This window comes from Lacrimispora sp. (assembly GCF_036758025.1).
In the GTDB taxonomy this organism is placed as follows: domain Bacteria; phylum Bacillota; class Clostridia; order Lachnospirales; family Lachnospiraceae; genus Lacrimispora.
This window is the reverse complement of record NZ_DAIOXM010000023.1, coordinates 1-17441: the sequence shown is the minus strand read 5'-3', so window position 1 is coordinate 17441 and position 17441 is coordinate 1. Positions and strand designations below refer to the sequence as shown.

Genomic DNA, 17441 nt, shown 5'->3' with positions numbered 1-17441 from the left:
TATGATTGATTTATTAACCAGCGGTCTGTCGGTTGTATTTGCGCCGCAGATGTTTATTCTGATTATTTTTGCAGTATTTTTAGGCACCCTCTTTGGGGCCCTTCCCGGCGTGTCTGCTACCATGGCGGTTACCCTGGGAATTCCCTTTACTTATAAAATGGATGCAGTTAACGCCATTGCGTTTCTGGTAGCTATCTACTGTGCGTCCATTACAGGAGGAGGCATGACAGCCATCCTGTTTAAGATTCCGGGAGTTCCTTCCAGTGCTCCCACCACCTATGACGGATATCCTATGGCTCAGAGAGGCGAGGCCGGTAAGGCCCTTGGTATGCAGCTGATCTGTTCAGCCATTGGCGGTATTTTTGCAGCCATCTGTATGCTTTTGTTAAGCCCTCAGCTGACCCAGGCAGCCTTAAGCTTCGGACCGTCTGAGCTCTTTGCCATTTCCTTTATGGGACTTTCCATTCTTACAAGTCTGGAAACCGACAACATCTGCCGGACCATTATTTCCGGTCTCATCGGATTGATGCTGGCGTGTATCGGCTTAGATCCTCTGCTGGGTGTTCCGCGCCTTACCTTTGGAACCAGATTCCTGACCTCAGGCATTGAGATGATTCCTGTTATGATTGGATTTTTCGCGGTTACCGAGGTACTTAAACAGACCAACAAGCCTTCAAAGCTTCAGTCTGTAGGCGATGGAAAAGAAGGTAAGATGACAGCTCAGATGCCTTCCCTGAAAGAAATCCTTTCTGTTAAATGGATTATAGCCAGATGCTCTGTTCTGGGTACTGTTATTGGAATTCTGCCGGGAGCAGGAGCTACCATCGCTTCCTTCCTGTGCTATTCCACAGAGCAGAAGATATCCAAGACACCGGAGAAGTTCGGTACCGGCTGTCTGGAGGGTATCGCAGCGCCTGAGACTGGAAACAATGCGGCTACAGGCGGCTCCATGGTGCCTCTGCTGTCTCTCGGTATTCCCGGAGGAAATGCGGCTGCCATCATGATGTCAGCTCTGGTGTTAAAAGGCGTTACTATGGGACCTCTGCTGCTGATTAACCAGCCTCAGTTCCTGTCCGCAACCTTTGCTTCCATGTTTGTATCCAACATCATCATGGTTTTTGCAGCCATTGTAATTGCGAAGATTTTCGTACAGGTTTTAAAGATTCCTTACAGCATACTGGGACCGACCATCATTATGATGGCTACCATCGGTGCTTATGCTACCAAGAATACATCTGTAGATGTCATTTTAATGGCAATTTCCGGATTGATCGGATTTGTTTTTGTAACATGTAAATTCAACAGCTCTGCCATGATTCTCGGTCTGGTGCTGGGTGTTATCTGTGAATCCAATCTCCGCCGTGCCTATACCATTGCGGATGGAGCCACATTGATGGAGGCCACTGCAAACATTGTGACACGTCCGGTGACGGGAATCATCCTTATAATCTGTCTGATTGTTCTCTTAAATCCGGTTGTCAAGCCTCTGCTTGCCAAGAAGAAAGAGGGAGCTGCATAATCAGAAATTCCCTTAAACTGTCATAATAATCCACTGGAGAAACGGGCCTGTCAAACAACAGACCTGTTTCTCCTGTTGAAAAGGAGGAGATAAGGTGAATGAGCCGGCTATTTTACAAGTAATACTGATGGGCATGATAACCGTATTCGTATGTTTGATCATACTTATTTTCATGATTACTGCCATGGGCAAGGTGCTCGGCGGTTTTCAAAAAGAAGAAAAAAAGGTATCCCCCCAGGAACAGAGTAGTCAGGAGACACCGGATAAAACGGAAAACCAGCGTATTATCGCAGCAATTTCTGTTGCTATTGCAGAAAGTCTGAATAAGGATGTGTCCCAGATAAGAATTCACTCCATAAGGAAACTGTAAACTCACATTAATGAAAGGACAGCACAGACATGAAAAAGTACTACGTTGAGGTAAATCATGTACCATATGAGGTGGTGATAAGCGAAATAACAGGAGATAATCCGGCCCCGGCAGCAGCGGCTTCTAAGCCGGAGGCAGAACCAAAGGCCGGAGCAGAAGCGGTCAAGGCTCCTATGCCCGGCACCATTTTAAAGGTTAATGCAGCAGTCGGACAGAGAGTAAAGTCCGGAGATATACTGATGATTTTAGAGGCCATGAAAATGGAAAATGAAATCATGGCCCCCAAAGACGGCACAGTGGCTTCCGTTGACGTTCAGGCTGGCTCCAGCGTGGAAAACGGCACTCTTCTTTGCTCTATATCGTAACATCATGTGGATTCACAGGAAAGGAGAGTGACAAAATGGAAGCTGTAATGAACTTTATCAAGCAAAGCGGTTTTGTTCTTGTTGGAGAAAATCCGCTTAATCTGGTTATGATCGCCATATCCGGTGTTCTTTTATATCTGGCCATTGCAAAGAAGTTTGAACCTCTGCTGCTTCTGCCCATTGCTTTCGGCATGTTTTTAACCAACCTGCCTGGAGCGGGCTTGTACCATTCGGAGTTTTTTGCAGGAGGGCACATTGACTGGAATGCACTTGGAAGCGGGAGTGCGGGACTGTTGGACATTTTGTATCTGGGAGTAAAGCTGGGAGTTTATCCCTCTCTGATTTTTCTTGGAGTGGGAGCCATGACAGATTTTGGTCCCCTGATTGCAAATCCTAAAAGCCTGCTGTTAGGAGCTGCCGCACAGCTTGGGATTTTCGTAACTTTTGCAGGAGCACGTTATCTGGGGTTTGCGGGAGCTGAGGCAAGTTCCATCGGCATCATCGGAGGAGCAGACGGCCCCACGGCCATTTATGTAACCTCCAAGCTGGCTCCTCATCTGCTGGGACCTATTGCTGTAGCAGCATATTCCTATATGGCTCTGGTGCCGGTTATCCAGCCTCCTATTATGAGGCTTCTGACTACGGAAGAGGAACGGAAAATAAAGATGCGGCAGCTTCGGACTGTAACAAAGACAGAAAAGCTGTTATTCCCTGTTTTCGTTACAGCGCTGGTAGCTTTTATCGTACCGTCAGCGGCCCCTTTGGTGGGAAGCCTTATGTTTGGAAACCTTCTGCGTGAGAGCGGAGTGACTGAGAGGCTTTCAAAGACGGTTCAAAACGAACTGATGAACATTGTCACTGTTTTTCTGGGGATTTCCGTAGGAGCCACGGCAACTGCAGAAAACTTCTTAAATTCAGCCACCTTAAAGATCATTGTCTTAGGTGTGTGTGCATTTGGCCTTGGAACTGCCGGGGGAGTTTTGCTGGCTAAATTCATGAATCTTTTCTGCAAAAAGGAAAACCGGATCAATCCCCTCATTGGTTCGGCAGGCGTGTCGGCCGTACCTATGGCGGCCAGAGTTTCCCAGGTAGAGGGACAAAAGGCAGATCCGTCCAACTTCCTGCTGATGCATGCCATGGGGCCTAATGTGGCAGGCGTCATCGGTTCCGCAGTTGCCGCAGGAGTTCTGCTGGCCCTGTTCCTGTAAAAGAAGTACAGGCAAATGAATTCGGAAAGGAGAGCTATGGAGACCATAAAAAAACCATTAATGATTTCGGATACCATATTGCGGGATGCCCATCAGTCCCAGGCAGCCACCCGTATGAGGATTGAGGACATGCTTCCTGCATGTGAAGTTCTTGACAATGTCGGCTACTGGTCCCTGGAATGCTGGGGAGGAGCTACCTTTGATGTGTGCATGAGGTATCTCAATGAAGACCCATGGGAGAGACTGAGGCTGCTGAAAAAGGCCATGCCCAAGACCCGGCTGCAAATGCTTTTAAGAGGACAGAACCTGGTGGGCTACCGCCATTACTCCGATGACGTGGTACAGCAGTTCTGTAAAAAGTCCATTGAAAACGGCATTGACGTGGTTCGCATTTTTGACGCCTTAAATGATATCCGCAACATGGAAACCTCTATGAGGTATGTAAAGGAATACGGCGGACACTGTGAGGCAGCCATCAGCTACACGAAAAGTCCGGTTCACAGTACGGATTATTTTGTAAAGATGGCTGAGGAGCTGGAAAAAAGAGGGGCAGACAGCATCTGTATCAAGGATATGGCAAACCTTCTTCTGCCTTATGACGCTTATGATTTCGTGAAAAAGCTGAAGGAAAATATAGGAGTTCCCATTCACTTACATACCCATAATACCACGGGAACGGGGGACATGACTTATATTCTGGCAGCCCAGGCCGGTGTGGACATTGTGGACTGTGCCCTTTCTCCTCTGGCAAACGGAACGGCCCAGCCTGCCACAGAATCCCTGGTGGCTTCCCTGGAAGGGACGGAAAGGGATGCGGGACTGGATTTAAAACAGTTAAGCAAAGCTGCCGTACATTTCAGAAAAGTAGCGGATACTCTGGACATTGATCCAAAGGTTTTGAGGGTGGATACCAATACCCTGGTGTATCAGGTTCCCGGAGGCATGCTGTCCAATTTACTGTCCCAGTTGAAGCAGGCCAATGCAGAGGAAAAGTTTGAAGCAGTTCTGGCAGAGGTGCCGGAGGTGAGAAAAGATTTCGGCTATCCTCCCCTGGTAACGCCCACCAGCCAGATTGTGGGGACTCAGGCAGTTTTAAATGTCCTTTCCGGAGAGCGGTATAAGATGTTTCCAAAGGAATCCAAGGAACTGCTTCGGGGAGGCTATGGACACCTTCCGGGTGAAGTAAATGAAGATGTCCGGAAAAAGGCCATCGGAGATCAGGAGATCATAACCGCCCGCCCGGCAGATTTCATAGAGCCGGAGATGGAAAAGATGAGGCAGGAGTCTAAAGACTTTGCAAAGACGGAAGAGGATGTATTAAGCTATGTGATGCTTCCTCAGGTGGCAAAGACCTTTCTGGAAGGAAGAGAGGCTGTTAAGAACCGGCCTTTTGAAGCGGAAAAGAAAGGTACAGAGGAAGACAAAGTCAGAACTTTGATCGTTGAGGACCTGACAAATGGAAATTTTTAAAAGACCGGCTGAAATAAGGGCTTTTAAAGAAGGAACGGTGATGAGATGAAGGGAAAATGGTTGAAGGTGAGCATACCCCTTGGCTATGTCAAGCCGGTTTGCATGGTGGCTGTGATTGCAGGAATATTTTTCTTTGTGTCAGGAAGCTGGATTGCAGGCTTATGTATGCTTTTGGGAGCCTATATTCTGGAGAGGCATAATTACTGCTGTCCTGGCTGCCGGGGAAAGCTGGATATGAAGCATCCCCTGGGAAAGGAATCCAGATGTCCCTTCTGCGGAGGAAAGTTATTAAAATAAGCCATGCGGGGCTTTTATAAAGCGGGCAGCTGTGGTATAACTCTGGTAGGTAGAAAACGGGAGGGCTGCAGATGAAAAAATTTTGGGAAAAGAGAAAAAAACAGATTTTAACGGTGATTATGTCAGGGATTATTATATTCCTGACTTTTGCCATGCAAAATACATATCTTTCATACCGGCGGATGATTGTGGAACAGCAGCAGCAGCACCTGATGCTGATTACCCGTGCGGTGTCCCAGAATCTGGAGCTGAATATCTCGGAGCAGCTGAGACAGATCAGTATTTTGATCCAGACTCCCGGTTTTCTCGATGCCATGGAAGAGCATTACCGGACAGGGGAGACAGAAAAAATCAAGGAATATATTTTTTCCTACATGCTGTCAGACCAAAGCGGAGGACCTGCCAGGATGTACCTTCTCTATCCAAGCGGGGAGCCTATCTTTCATTATAACCAGTATCCCTTTCTGGAAAAATTTGACGAGTCACTGCTGCAGCTTGAAAACAGCGCTCTGGAGAGCACTACCGGAATTGGTGTTGTGTTTCCCATCAGCGAGCACCACTATGGCCTGAGCCTGATTAACAGCGTTTACAGCGGGGGAAGGTATCTGGGAGCAGTGGTCAGTGTCATGGATTTAGATGATTTATACCAGAAGTATGTGCTTCCTCTCAATGTAGGCAGGATGGGATATATTACGGTAAAAAATGAGCAGGAAACTTTTATTATGCATCCTGATGAAAAGATGCTGGGCTTTAATTACAGAAAGGATATCGGGGAATTTGAAGAGCTGAACCAGTATGAAAGCATGAGAAGAATGCTGGGTGAACAGTACGGGCGGGAAGAAGGGATGGCCATCTACGATTCCTATGGCAGCAGCAGTGTGCCGGCGGGTAAGGAGATAGCCGCATTTTCCAGAATGAATCTTCAGGGGACATCCTGGTACATATCGGCAGCCATGCCTTATGACCAGGCGGTGTCCATGGAATTTGACAACCTCCGGAAATTTGGACTGTTGTTTGCGGCTGTTTTGTTCATTGTGGTGGTTGCCAGCGTGATCATCTATTCCCTGATGAAAAACCGGCAGAGGCTTGAGCTGGAAACGGCTTATTTAAGGGAAATCAACGATACCCTGGAGGAGCTTTACCAGAGCAGGGAGGAAGCCCGCCATTATCAGAAGCTGACCACCATCGGCACCCTTGCGGGGGGAATCGCACATGAATTTAATAATCTCTTAACACCTATTCTGGGATATGCGGAATTTTTAAAGGAACAGCTTGGGAAAGACAATGAATATTACCAGGATATTGATGAGGTCCATAAGGCCGGCGTGAGGGCAAAGGAGATTGTGGAACAGATTCTTCCCTTCAGCCGGAAGGAAACGGAAACTACGGAGTATGTATCCCTCAACTTGGATGCAGTAATCCGGGATGCGGTGAAAATGGTCAGTCTCATTTCGCCGTCCAATATTACGCTGAAAGTGCTTTTAGATGACTGTGAGGCAAATGTCTACGGCAATGCCACCCAGATTCATCAGGTGCTCTTAAACCTGTATACCAATGCCATTCACTCCATGGAGGGCAAGGGAGGCACTCTGACCATCAGCACCAAGAGGCTTAAAAAGGATCAGCTTCCGGAGGAGTACCGGGAGATAGCGGGAACGGAATATGTGGAGGTTTTGGTGGCTGATACGGGCTGCGGAATGGAAGAGGAGATCCTGCGCCAGATATTCAACCCCTTCTTTACCACAAAGGATGCGGGAGAGGGAACCGGGCTTGGCCTGGCGGTGGTTCAGGACATTTTAATCAGCCACAGTGGATTTGTACGTGTTGAGAGCAGGCCGGGAGAAGGCAGCCATTTCTATATTTATCTGCCGGTGAGCCCGGGCAGGGCTGCGGTTTCAGTGGCGGTAACAGAGGCGAAACGGGAATCAGTATCTGAGATATCCCTGCTTCTGGTGGATGATGAGGAACGTGTGGCAAGATATATCACCAGGCGTCTGGAGCGCAGGGGATATCACGTGGATGCGTATACAGACCCGGTCAAGGCTTTAGAGGCCCTGGAATCCGGACCGGACAGGTGGAATGCGGCGATTGTGGATTATATGATGCCTCAGATGAAGGGCACCATGGTGGCTCAGAGAATTAAAATCCGGCGTCCGGACATGGGCATCATCATGGTGACCGGATTGGTGGAATCCGATGCCCTCCAGATGAAGCAGGCCGGAGTTTTGGACAGTATATTGATCAAGCCCATTAATTTTAATATGTTAATTCAGGAAATAAAGAAGGCAGCAACGGGGAAGGAGAGGATATAGTATGGTGAAACGGAAGGTGTTCGTATGCCTGCTGGCAGCGCTTACAGGACTTACGGGGTGCCGGGAAGCCAGGCAGGCAGAGGCGGAGAGGACTTATCCGCTGGAAGCCATTGAGATGGTTGCGCCTGCCGGAAACGGGAGCGGTTATGATCTGACAATTCGTTCCATTGTGCAGTGCCTGGAAAATACGGGGCTGGTTTCGGTTCCCCTGCCGGTGACGAATAAGCCCGGGGGCGGGGGCCGGATATCCATGGAATACTTAGATGAGGCCAGAGGAAGGGATAATGTGATTTCCATATTTTCTCCTCCCATCTGCCTGATTAACTTAAATGGAAGCACAGATTTAAACTATGCGGAGAATACCACACCCATTGCCCAGCTGGTTGTGGATTACGGCTGTTTTGCAGTGCGGGCGGATTCTCCTTACCAGAATCTCAATGACGTGATGGACAGGCTGAAGGAGTCTCCGGAGGCTGTGTCTGTAGGGGGAACCTCTTCCCTGGGCTCCATGGACCATATCCAGTTTTTAAAAATTGCCCGTGCAGCGGGAGTGGGCAATTTAAGGAAAATCCAGTATGACGGGTTTGAAAACGGAGGAGGAGTGACTCAGCTTATGGGAGGCAGGGTGGATATTCTCTCCACCGGAATCAGCGATGTGGTGGGCCTGGTGGAAAGCGGAGATATCCGGGTGCTGGCTGTCACATCGGATAAAAGGCTGGAGGGAGAAATCATATCCCAGATACCTACCTGCCGGGAGCAGGGGATTGATGCCGGATTTATTACCTGGAGAGGCTTGTTCGGGCCGGGAGACATGCCGGAGTATGCGGTGGAATATTGGGAACGTATTCTGAAGGAAATGACGGAAACCAATGAGTGGAAGGCAATCTGCAGAAAATACGGCTGGACCATGGAATATAAGGATCATGAGCAGTTCAATGAGTTTTTAGAACAGACCAATGAGGAATATCGGGAGCTTCTTGAAGAGGTGGGATTAACAAGGAGATGGCGCTGACAACCAATCAATAAAAGGACCGGAGAAAATCCGGTCCTTTTGTATCAGATGTTTACTTCATGGATTGTACAATTTTATCTGCCAAAGCTGCGATTTCAGAAAGCTGGTCCTCTTTTACAGAAGACTTGATTGTAACAATCTGATCCAGCATGGTCATGTTTTTCATTTCAGAAATGATTTCCGTCATCTTTTTGCCGGCCATAACGCCCCAGGAACCGTTTTCCATAAGGGCAACGGTACGGTTTTGCACGTTGTGGTTTTTCATGTCTGTAAGCAGGTGCTCCATGCCGCTGAACACGCCTGCGTTATAGGTGGAAGAAGCAAATACCAGATGGCTGCAGCGGAATGCTTCGGACATGATAACGGAATGATGGGTCACAGACACGTCATGCATGGAAATGTTGCGGACTCCCCGTTCTGCCAGACGGCATGCCAGGATGTTGGCAGCATTTTCCGTATTCCCGTAAATGGAGCCGTAAGCGATCATGACGGCCTTTTCTTCCGGCTCGTAAGTGCTCCACAATTGGTACTTGTCCATATACCAGCTGATATTTTCACGCCATACAGGGCCGTGAAGAGGGCAGAGGATCTGGATATCCAGAGGAGTGATCTTCTTTAAAAGGGCCTGAGTGGAGGGGCCGTATTTTCCTACGATATTGGAATAATATCTTCTGGAGTCATCAAGCCAGTCCCGCTCAAAGTCCACTTCATCAGCAAATAAATTTCCGTTTATGGCGCCGAAGGTTCCGAATGCATCGGCGGAAAACAGGATTTTATCTGTCATATCATAGGTGACCATAACCTCAGGCCAATGAACCATAGGAGCCATAAAGAAGGTGAAGCTGTGCTTTCCTGAAGAAAAGGTTTCTCCCTCTTTTATCACAATGGCTCTGGAATCTACGCCGAATTCATAGAACTGGTTGATAATGGGTACGGTCTTGGCATTGCATACCACCTTGATATCCGGGTATCTTCTGACGATTTCTCCCAAAGTGGCGCAGTGATCCGGTTCCATATGGTTGACGATGATGTAATCTAAGTTTCTGCCTCCCAGGACAGCTTCCACATTTTCCAAAAACTGTCCGGAAATAGCCCGGTCAGCGGTGTCAAAAAGCACGGTCTTCTCATCTAACAGAAGGTAGGAGTTATAGGAAATCCCTCTTGGAATGGGATAAGCATTTTCAAAAAGGGCCAGACGGCGGTCATTTCCGCCAACCCAGAATAAGTCGTCTGTAATATTTTTTACACAATACATGGTGAGCCATCCTTTCTTTTATCGGTTAAACACGTATCTCTCGATTGGAGTATACTATATTTTTGACGAAATGTCATTGTTTTTATCGATAAAATAAGAACAGTTACAGGACCGGTTCTATATATACTTCCACGATTCCGCCGCATACCATGCCTTCATCCTCCGCATTGCCGGGGGTCATATCAACACTTTTTAACACGGGAGTTTTATCCTTTGCCACCTCTCTTGCAATGGCGCAGACCTCTGCCTCCACACATCCGCCGCCCACAGTTCCCATGGCGGTTCCGTCTGCCATTACGATCATCTTGGAGCCCACATCCCTGGGTGCGGACCCTCTTCTGGAAACAATGGTGATCAGTGCCTTTGGCATATGGTCAAGCTCCGGAGAGATAAGCCCCTCCAGTATTTCCTTGGGGAATCCGAAGGTGCTGTTGCTCTGGTTTTTCACCTGTATGATCTCAGCCATAATGGCTACGGCAATTTCCTCAGGGGTCTGGGCGTTGATCTTTAATCCGATGGGAGTGTAGACTTTGTCCAAAAGCTCCCTGTCAATTCCCTCATCCATCAGAGCTTCCTTTACCAGCTTTACCCTGGCTCTGCTGCCGATCATGCCCACGTAGGCATTTGTCTTGTTCACGATCTGGGATAGGCAGTCCTGGTCATACCGGTGTCCTCTGGTGACGATGATAAAGTAATGGCCTGTGCTTCCTTCGATCTCTGCCAGAGCCTCCCGAAATGGCTTGCAGATGACGGTGTCAGCCCCTTCCCGCCTTGCAGTGTTGGCAAAGGAAACTCTGTCGTCAATGACTGTCATGTGAAATCCAAGCATTTTTCCCATTTTGATGATGGGAATGGAGATGTGGCCGGCACCGCATACCACCATGTGTTTTTCTCCTGTTACAAACTCACAGAACAGGGTGGCTTCCGGAGTTTTGATTGTCTGGGTCTTGTCAATGTTTTTTATCTTCTCTGAAAAGGCGTCAAAGGCTTTTTCATCTCCCTGCTTAAACAGAAACTCTCCGCCGGACCACAGGGCTTTGGCTCCCATACCTTTCCCTTCGATGACGGTCAGGCTGATCAGATTTTTATTTTTATCGGCATTTTTTAATTCTTCGTAAAATCCTGCCATGGTGTGACTCTCCTCTTGCTGTTGTGTGCTTTCATGTAAAGTGTTTTATAGAAAAAAGGGCGGTGTTGATTCCGCCCTTTTTGCGTACTGCCCTGTTTCTTATTTTGCGGGCTTTGGTTTGCGATAGAAAGTGTTTTCCAAAGGAAGTTTGTAACGTAACTCACCATCTTTCTTATAATAAGCGTTCTGCAAAGCAGGTGCTCCCATAACGCATACGATCTCACCCACACCCTTTGCGCCGAATGCCACGTCAGATGGATTCTTTTCAATGAAACGGACATCAACAGGAGGCATCTGAGGAGCTTTAAAGAGGCCTAAGGTGCCCAGCTTGGCCTGAGGAATTCCATCCTTTAATGGGAAGTCTTCAGTCAGTCCGTAGCCAAGACCCATGGCAACACCGCCTTCTACCTGTCCTTCTGCTGCAAGTGGGTTGATGGTTTTACCAATGTCATGAGCTGCAATGACATTTACAACTTTTCCATCCTTGTCGAGAACGTAAAGCTGTGTGCCGTATCCGTAAGCAATGTGGCTCACCGGATTTGGCTTGTCGCTTCCGATTGGATCAGTCTTGAAATCAAACTCACCGTAATACTCTTTGCCTTCCAGCTCTTCTAAGGATAATCCTGCGTCTAAATCTGCTTTCAGCAGTTTTGCAGCTATATGAATGGCTTCTCCTGTAAATACGGTTTGACGGGAAGCAGTGGTGGTTCCGGAGTCTGGTGTGTATTTTGTATCCGGATGTCCTACTACCACCAGTTCCGGTCTGAGGCCTGTCGTTTCGCAGACCATCTGCAGAGTCACGGTCTGAAGTCCCTGGCCAATAGCAGCAGCAGAGGAACCGGTCACAACCTTTCCGTCTTTAATTCTTAAGATACAGCGGCCTACGTCTGCAAGACCTACGCCAATACCTGCATTCTTCATGGCAGATGCGATACCTACATAATAGTTTGGATCTGCCTCATATTTTTCAAAGTCTTCTTTTACTGCTTCCAGGGTTTCTACCATGCCTGTGCCTTCATCGGCAATCTGTCCGTTAGGAAGAGACTGGCCTGGTCTGATAGCATTGCGGTAACGCATTTCCCAGCCGGAGATTCCCACCTTTTCAGCCAGCTCATTAATAAGACATTCCGTAGACATACAGGACTGGGTTACGCCGAAGCCACGGAATGCGCCTGCCGGAGGATTGTTGGTGTAGTAAGCATCACCTTCAATGTCCACGTTCTGATAGTTATACGGTCCGCCTGCATGGGTACATGCTCTTTGAAGTACCGGTCCGCCTAAGGAAGCGTAGGCTCCGGTGTCGGAAATAAGCCTTGCCTGCATTCCCTGAATGATACCGTTTTCGTCGCATCCCATCTTGCAGTAGATTTCCATGGCATGACGCTTTGGATGGTAGTTGATGCTTTCCTGGCGGGAGAAGGATACTTTTACAGGTCTCTGGGCCAGATAAGCACAGAGAGCAGCCTGATGCTGAACGCTCATATCTTCCTTGCCGCCGAAGCCGCCGCCTACATAAGCGCTCTGGATTCTTACTTTTTCCATAGGAAGTCCCAGATATGCGCTTAATTCGTGATGTTCGTCATATATTCCCTGAGCTCCGGTGATAACCTTGACTCCGTCGCCGTCAGGAATGCCCACAGCCGTTTCCGTTTCCATGAAAGCATGCTCTGTAGGAGGAACGTAGAATGTGCCTTCCACAACATACCTGGATTCTGCAATTGCTTTTTCTGCATCGCCGCGTTTTACCTCTTCATGGGTGAGAAGGTTATTTTCCGGAGTCCGGAATTTGCCAAACTGCATAAAGCCTTCTCCGTGAACCTGATGAGCTCCGGGAACCATGGCCTCTCTTGGGGAGCGGATTGGCTCTAATTCTTCATAATCCACTTCTACAGCTTTAACTGCTGCCATGGCCTGTTCCAGGGTTTCAGCCACTACTATGGCAAGGGTGTCACCGCAGCACTTTGTCTGTTCGCCTACATCGATCATACCCGGCCAGTCATGGGCCAGATGACCGATGTATCTGTCTCCTGGGATGTCCTTTGCTGTATAAACAGCTACAACACCCGGCATGGCAAGTGCCTTGCTGGTATCGATTCCGTTGATTTTTGCCCGGGCATATTTGCTGAATACATTCTTTCCGTAAAGCATGCCTTCCAGGTTGTAGTCATCTGCATATTTTGCAGTACCGAGAGTCTTTGCTTCTGCATCCACACGGCATGTCCGCTCGCCTACCTTACCGGTCTGCTTCAGTTCCGGAACTTCCAGATTTTCATTGAACATTTTTGCTGCCAGCAAAATACCGTCTTCTATTTTAGTATAACCGGTACAACGGCAGATATTGGTACGGATGGCCTGTTTTACATCCTCTCTGGTGGGATTTGGATTCTGGTCGATCAAGCACTTGCCGCTGATTACCATACCTGGAATACAGAAGCCGCACTGTACTGCCCCCGCAGCAGCAAAAGCGTAGACAAAGACATCCCGTTCCCTCTGGGTAAATCCCTCGATGGTCTGAACCTTTTTGCCTTCCAGCTTTGATAACTTCTGTACGCAGGCACGGACTGTCTTCCCATCTACGATTACCGTACATGTTCCGCAGGCGCCCTCCTTACATCCATTTTTGACGGATGTGATTTCCAGCTTGTTTCTGAGAAAATCCATTAATGCCAGATCTTCTTCTGACTGATAATCCTTACCGTTGACATTAACTACAAACATGACTATACCTCTCTCTCTTGACATTATATAATCCGCACATTGTTTTTAACAATATTACTTTGTATAAATTTGTTAGAAATGGCGTATGCCTTTCTTGATTCCCATACATTTTAACATATAAACGGGACAAAAACAATTCATATTCCTGGAAAATATAAAAATTTTTTAGGTTTGCACAAAAAAAATTAGGAAAAGAGAGGAAAGAGCGCTTTCTGAGTTGAAAAATTTGTGGATAATGAACGGAAAGTGTAAAAAATATTGCAAAATCCATCTGATAGGCTATAATTAAAAAAATAACGTGCTCCCGGGGACTTTCCGGGCGCCTGCATGAAAGAGGTTTTTTGATCATGAATATTCAGATATTTGGGACAAAGAAATGCGCTGACACCAGAAAAGCGGAGCGGTATTTTAAGGAACGGAATGTGAAATACCAGCTCATTGACATGAAGGAAAAAGGCATGAGCAAAGGGGAGTATAACAGCGTGAAGCAGGCTGCGGGCGGTCTCGGCGCCATGCTGGATGAAGGGTGTAAGGATAAGGACGCTCTGGCTCTGATCAAATATATTGCTGAGGAAGACAGGGACGAAAAAGTTCTGGAACATCAAGGAGTATTAAAAACTCCCATTGTAAGAAATGGAAAGCAGGCCACTGTCGGATATCAGCCGGATGTCTGGAAAACCTGGAATTAAAAGGAAGGGGAGGGAAATATGGAGGGAAAAAGAGAAAATATTCTGGTGAGCGCCTGTCTGCTGGGAGTGAACTGCCGCTATGACGGTGGAAACGGATTGCAGGAGGGCCTGATGGGGCTTATGGAAAAATACAGCTTAATCCCGGTCTGTCCTGAACAGCTTGGAGGTCTGGAAACGCCAAGGGAGCCTGCGGAGCAGATATCCTCTGATACAGGAGAATATTCCAAAGGCCGGGTGGTAACCTGCTCCGGAAAAGATGTGACAGACAGTTTTTTTAAAGGAGCGGAGGAAACCTTAAAGCTGGCTGTACTTTATGGCTGCAAAAAAGCTATTTTAAAGGAAAGAAGTCCTTCCTGCGGCTATGGAACTGTTTATGACGGGACCTTTTCGGGAACAAAGATTCCGGGAAGCGGTGTGACAGCCAGGCTTTTAGCAGACAACGGAATTCTTGTGTGCGGGGAAAGCAATATAGAAAAATTTTGACAAAATTACATAAAAGGAGAAATGAAAGCCATGAAAACATCAGTTACAAGACAACAGGCACTTGATCTGCTTATGAAGTATAATAAGGAACCCTTCCATTTGCTCCATGGATTGACTGTGGAGGGAGTTATGGGCTGGTATGCCAGGGAAATGGGATATGGAGAGGAGGAAGAATTCTGGGCAATGGCCGGACTTCTTCACGATGTGGATTTTGAACAGTTTCCCGAGGAGCACTGCCAGAAGGCCCCTGAGCTGCTTGCGGAAATCGGAGCAGAGGAGGAGCTGGTTCACGCCATATGCAGCCATGGATATGGGTTGTGCTCCCAGGTAAAGCCGGAGCATGAGATGGAAAAAATCATGTTTGCTGCAGACGAACTGACCGGGCTCATCGGAGCAGCCGTCCGGATGCGGCCTTCTAAAAGCGTCATGGATTTAGAGGTTTCCAGCTTAAAGAAAAAGTATAAAGATAAGAGATTTGCAGCAGGATGTTCCAGAGATGTGATCGCATCAGGGGCGGAAAATCTGGGCTGGTCCCTGGACGAGCTGTTTGAAAAAACCATTCTTGCCATGCGTTCCTGTGAAGAGAAGATCAACCGGGAAATGGAAGAGTTTGAAGGAAAATAGAGCTTTCAATAGATGCAGATTTATGCATGAGATTGGAAAATTATTCATATTATATGAAAAATACTTGACAGTAAGGGACAATTAAGCTATTATTTCGGCATAATTTGTTTCATGAAGATATACAGATATTAACCAGGTTCAGAGGAGAACGACATTATGAAAAAAGTTGTGAAATTTGGTGGAAGCTCTTTGGCCAGTGCCAGGCAGTTTAAAAAGGTAGGAGACATCATCCGCTCCGATAAGGCCAGACGGTTTGTAGTCCCTTCTGCGCCGGGCAAACGCAGTGACAAGGATGAGAAGGTTACTGATTTATTATACCAGTGCTACGATGCGGCCGTGGAGGGAAGAAGTTATAAAAAGATTCTGGAAAAAATTCAGGAACGTTATATGGAAATCATTGACGGTCTTAATTTGAATTTAAATCTGGATCATGAGTTTGCTGCCATTGAGGAGAATTTCTTAAAGAAAGCAGGACGTGATTATGCGGCTTCCAGAGGCGAGTATTTAAATGGAATTATTATGGCAGAATACTTAGGCTATGAATTTATCGATGCAGCTGAGGTGATTTTCTTTGACGAAGACGGCACCTTTGAGACTGAGGCTACCAATAAGGAGCTTGGAGAACGTCTGGCCCATGTGGAGAAGGCAGTCATCCCCGGTTTCTACGGAGCAAAGCATGACGGTACCATCAAGACATTTTCCAGAGGCGGCTCCGATGTGACAGGCTCCATCGTTGCAAAGGCCATTCATGCGGATATGTATGAAAACTGGACCGATGTTTCCGGCTTTCTGGTGGCAGATCCCAGGATCATCAATAATCCGCAGGTGATCGAGACCATTACATACAGGGAGTTACGTGAACTTGCTTATATGGGAGCCAGCGTTCTTCATGAAGATGCCATTTTCCCAGTGAGAAAAGAAGGAATCCCCATCAACATCCGCAATACCAATAAGCCCGATGACAAGGGAACTCTGATTGTGGAAAGCACCTGCCGCAAGCCTAATTACACCATTACTGGAATTGCGGGAAAGAGAGGCTTTTGCTCCATCAATATTGAAAAGGCTATGATGAATGCCGAGGTGGGCTTTGGGAGAAAGGTTCTGGAGGTGTTTGAAAAATACGGCATTTCCTTTGAGCACATTCCATCGGGAATTGATACCATGACCGTATTTGTTCATCAGTCTGAGTTTGAGGAGTTTGAGCAGTCTGTCATTGCAGGAATCCACAGAGCCGTAGAACCGGATTTTGTGGAGCTGGAATCAGACCTGGCTTTGATTGCAGTAGTTGGAAGAGGCATGAAGGCTACCAGAGGGACAGCCGGAAGGATATTCTCTGCCCTGGCCCATGCCAGAGTCAATGTAAAGATGATCGACCAGGGGTCCAGTGAGCTTAATATTATCATCGGCGTGAAGAATGCAGATTTTGAAACGGCGATTAAGGCTATTTATGATATGTTTATTATGACTGAAGTGTAAAATAGGGAGACAAGCACTTTTCTTTGTCCTAAATATTGTGTATAATAAAGGGAGATAGAAGGGAGGTGCAGAACCGTGATGTATCCATATATGACCTTGGCGGATGAGACAGAAATTGTGCATTCTCAGATTATAAAGGAAGATGGAAAAGAAAAGGTAGTGGTTCATTTTGAGCGCCCCACAGATGACGGGTTTGACTTTGCAAGATGTGAGTTGCCGGAATACCGTTGGCTTGAAAAAAACGGCTACACAGAAGAAGAACTTCAGAAATTCCATCAGTTGCTGTACAGTAACGCCCATTTGATTTACAAATATGCAGCGAATGGGGGAATCCAAATTGCCTAATCTGTTTACAGTCAGTGGTTATAAAGTGTTTTTTTGGTCTAATGAAAACGGGGAACCAATCCATGTGCATGTAGCAAAGGGAAAACCGTCTCCGAATGCTACAAAGATATGGCTGACAAGGGCAGGCGGCTGCATTGTAGCGAACAATGGAAGCAAGATTCCCACAAAA

General features: G+C 47.3%; 17 protein-coding genes. 14 read left to right on the top strand and 3 right to left on the bottom strand.

The window, feature by feature from the left end:
• Position 1 precedes the first annotated feature (1 nt).
• The 8 genes from V7M78_RS17085 (at position 2) to V7M78_RS17050 (ending at position 8553) form a co-directional block, all read left to right on the top strand.
• Positions 2-1519: a tripartite tricarboxylate transporter permease gene (locus V7M78_RS17085; protein WP_333651576.1), complete on the top strand. Its 1518-nt coding sequence runs from the start codon at positions 2-4 to the stop codon at positions 1517-1519.
• 94 nt (positions 1520-1613) lie between these two features.
• Positions 1614-1889, top strand: coding sequence for an OadG family protein (locus tag V7M78_RS17080; protein ID WP_333651575.1), 276 nt, complete (start codon positions 1614-1616; stop codon positions 1887-1889).
• 29 nt (positions 1890-1918) lie between these two features.
• The gene (locus V7M78_RS17075; protein WP_333651574.1) at positions 1919-2254 is read left to right on the top strand and encodes a biotin/lipoyl-containing protein; all 336 of its coding nucleotides are present in this window, start codon (positions 1919-1921) and stop codon (positions 2252-2254) included.
• A gap of 35 nt (positions 2255-2289) precedes the next feature.
• Positions 2290-3462: a sodium ion-translocating decarboxylase subunit beta gene (locus V7M78_RS17070; RefSeq protein ID WP_442914669.1), complete on the top strand. Its 1173-nt coding sequence runs from the start codon at positions 2290-2292 to the stop codon at positions 3460-3462.
• 36 nt (positions 3463-3498) lie between these two features.
• Complete coding sequence (locus tag V7M78_RS17065; protein ID WP_333651573.1) at positions 3499-4932, top strand: pyruvate carboxylase subunit B; 1434 nt, start codon at positions 3499-3501, stop codon at positions 4930-4932.
• A 45-nt stretch (positions 4933-4977) separates the two neighbouring features.
• Positions 4978-5229: a hypothetical protein gene (locus V7M78_RS17060; protein ID WP_333651572.1), complete on the top strand. Its 252-nt coding sequence runs from the start codon at positions 4978-4980 to the stop codon at positions 5227-5229.
• Between the two features lie 71 nt (positions 5230-5300).
• Positions 5301-7541, top strand: a complete 2241-nt coding sequence (locus tag V7M78_RS17055; protein ID WP_333651571.1) for an ATP-binding protein — start codon at positions 5301-5303, stop codon at positions 7539-7541.
• A gap of 1 nt (position 7542) precedes the next feature.
• Entirely contained in the window at positions 7543-8553 is a 1011-nt protein-coding gene (locus V7M78_RS17050) for a Bug family tripartite tricarboxylate transporter substrate binding protein (RefSeq protein WP_333651570.1), read from the top strand.
• 52 nt (positions 8554-8605) lie between these two features.
• Here the strand turns inward: V7M78_RS17050 and V7M78_RS17045 are convergent, their stop codons facing one another.
• From V7M78_RS17045 to xdh, 3 genes are all read right to left on the bottom strand, one after another.
• Positions 8606-9808, bottom strand: a complete 1203-nt coding sequence (locus tag V7M78_RS17045; protein WP_333651569.1) for an FprA family A-type flavoprotein — start codon at positions 9806-9808, stop codon at positions 8606-8608.
• Between the two features lie 103 nt (positions 9809-9911).
• Positions 9912-10937, bottom strand: a complete 1026-nt coding sequence (locus V7M78_RS17040) for an XdhC/CoxI family protein (RefSeq protein WP_333651568.1) — start codon at positions 10935-10937, stop codon at positions 9912-9914.
• A gap of 99 nt (positions 10938-11036) precedes the next feature.
• The gene (xdh, locus tag V7M78_RS17035) at positions 11037-13655 is read right to left on the bottom strand and encodes a selenium-dependent xanthine dehydrogenase (protein ID WP_333651567.1); all 2619 of its coding nucleotides are present in this window, start codon (positions 13653-13655) and stop codon (positions 11037-11039) included.
• A 347-nt stretch (positions 13656-14002) separates the two neighbouring features.
• Between xdh and V7M78_RS17030 the strand changes: the two genes are divergently transcribed.
• From V7M78_RS17030 to V7M78_RS17005, 6 genes are all read left to right on the top strand, one after another.
• Complete coding sequence (locus V7M78_RS17030) at positions 14003-14344, top strand: arsenate reductase family protein (RefSeq protein ID WP_333651566.1); 342 nt, start codon at positions 14003-14005, stop codon at positions 14342-14344.
• 18 nt (positions 14345-14362) lie between these two features.
• A complete protein-coding gene (locus tag V7M78_RS17025) occupies positions 14363-14827 on the top strand; it encodes a DUF523 domain-containing protein (protein WP_333651565.1) in 465 nt (154 codons plus the stop codon).
• Between the two features lie 30 nt (positions 14828-14857).
• On the top strand, positions 14858-15451 hold the full coding sequence (locus tag V7M78_RS17020; RefSeq protein WP_333651564.1) for an HD domain-containing protein: 594 nt from the start codon (positions 14858-14860) through the stop codon (positions 15449-15451).
• A gap of 156 nt (positions 15452-15607) precedes the next feature.
• On the top strand, positions 15608-16927 hold the full coding sequence (locus V7M78_RS17015) for an aspartate kinase (RefSeq protein ID WP_333651563.1): 1320 nt from the start codon (positions 15608-15610) through the stop codon (positions 16925-16927).
• 78 nt (positions 16928-17005) lie between these two features.
• The gene (locus V7M78_RS17010; protein ID WP_442914670.1) at positions 17006-17272 is read left to right on the top strand and encodes a hypothetical protein; all 267 of its coding nucleotides are present in this window, start codon (positions 17006-17008) and stop codon (positions 17270-17272) included.
• The coding region (locus tag V7M78_RS17005; protein ID WP_333651561.1) for a DUF4160 domain-containing protein at positions 17241-17441 on the top strand (201 nt) is incomplete at its 3' end. The genes V7M78_RS17010 and V7M78_RS17005, both read left to right, overlap by 32 nt.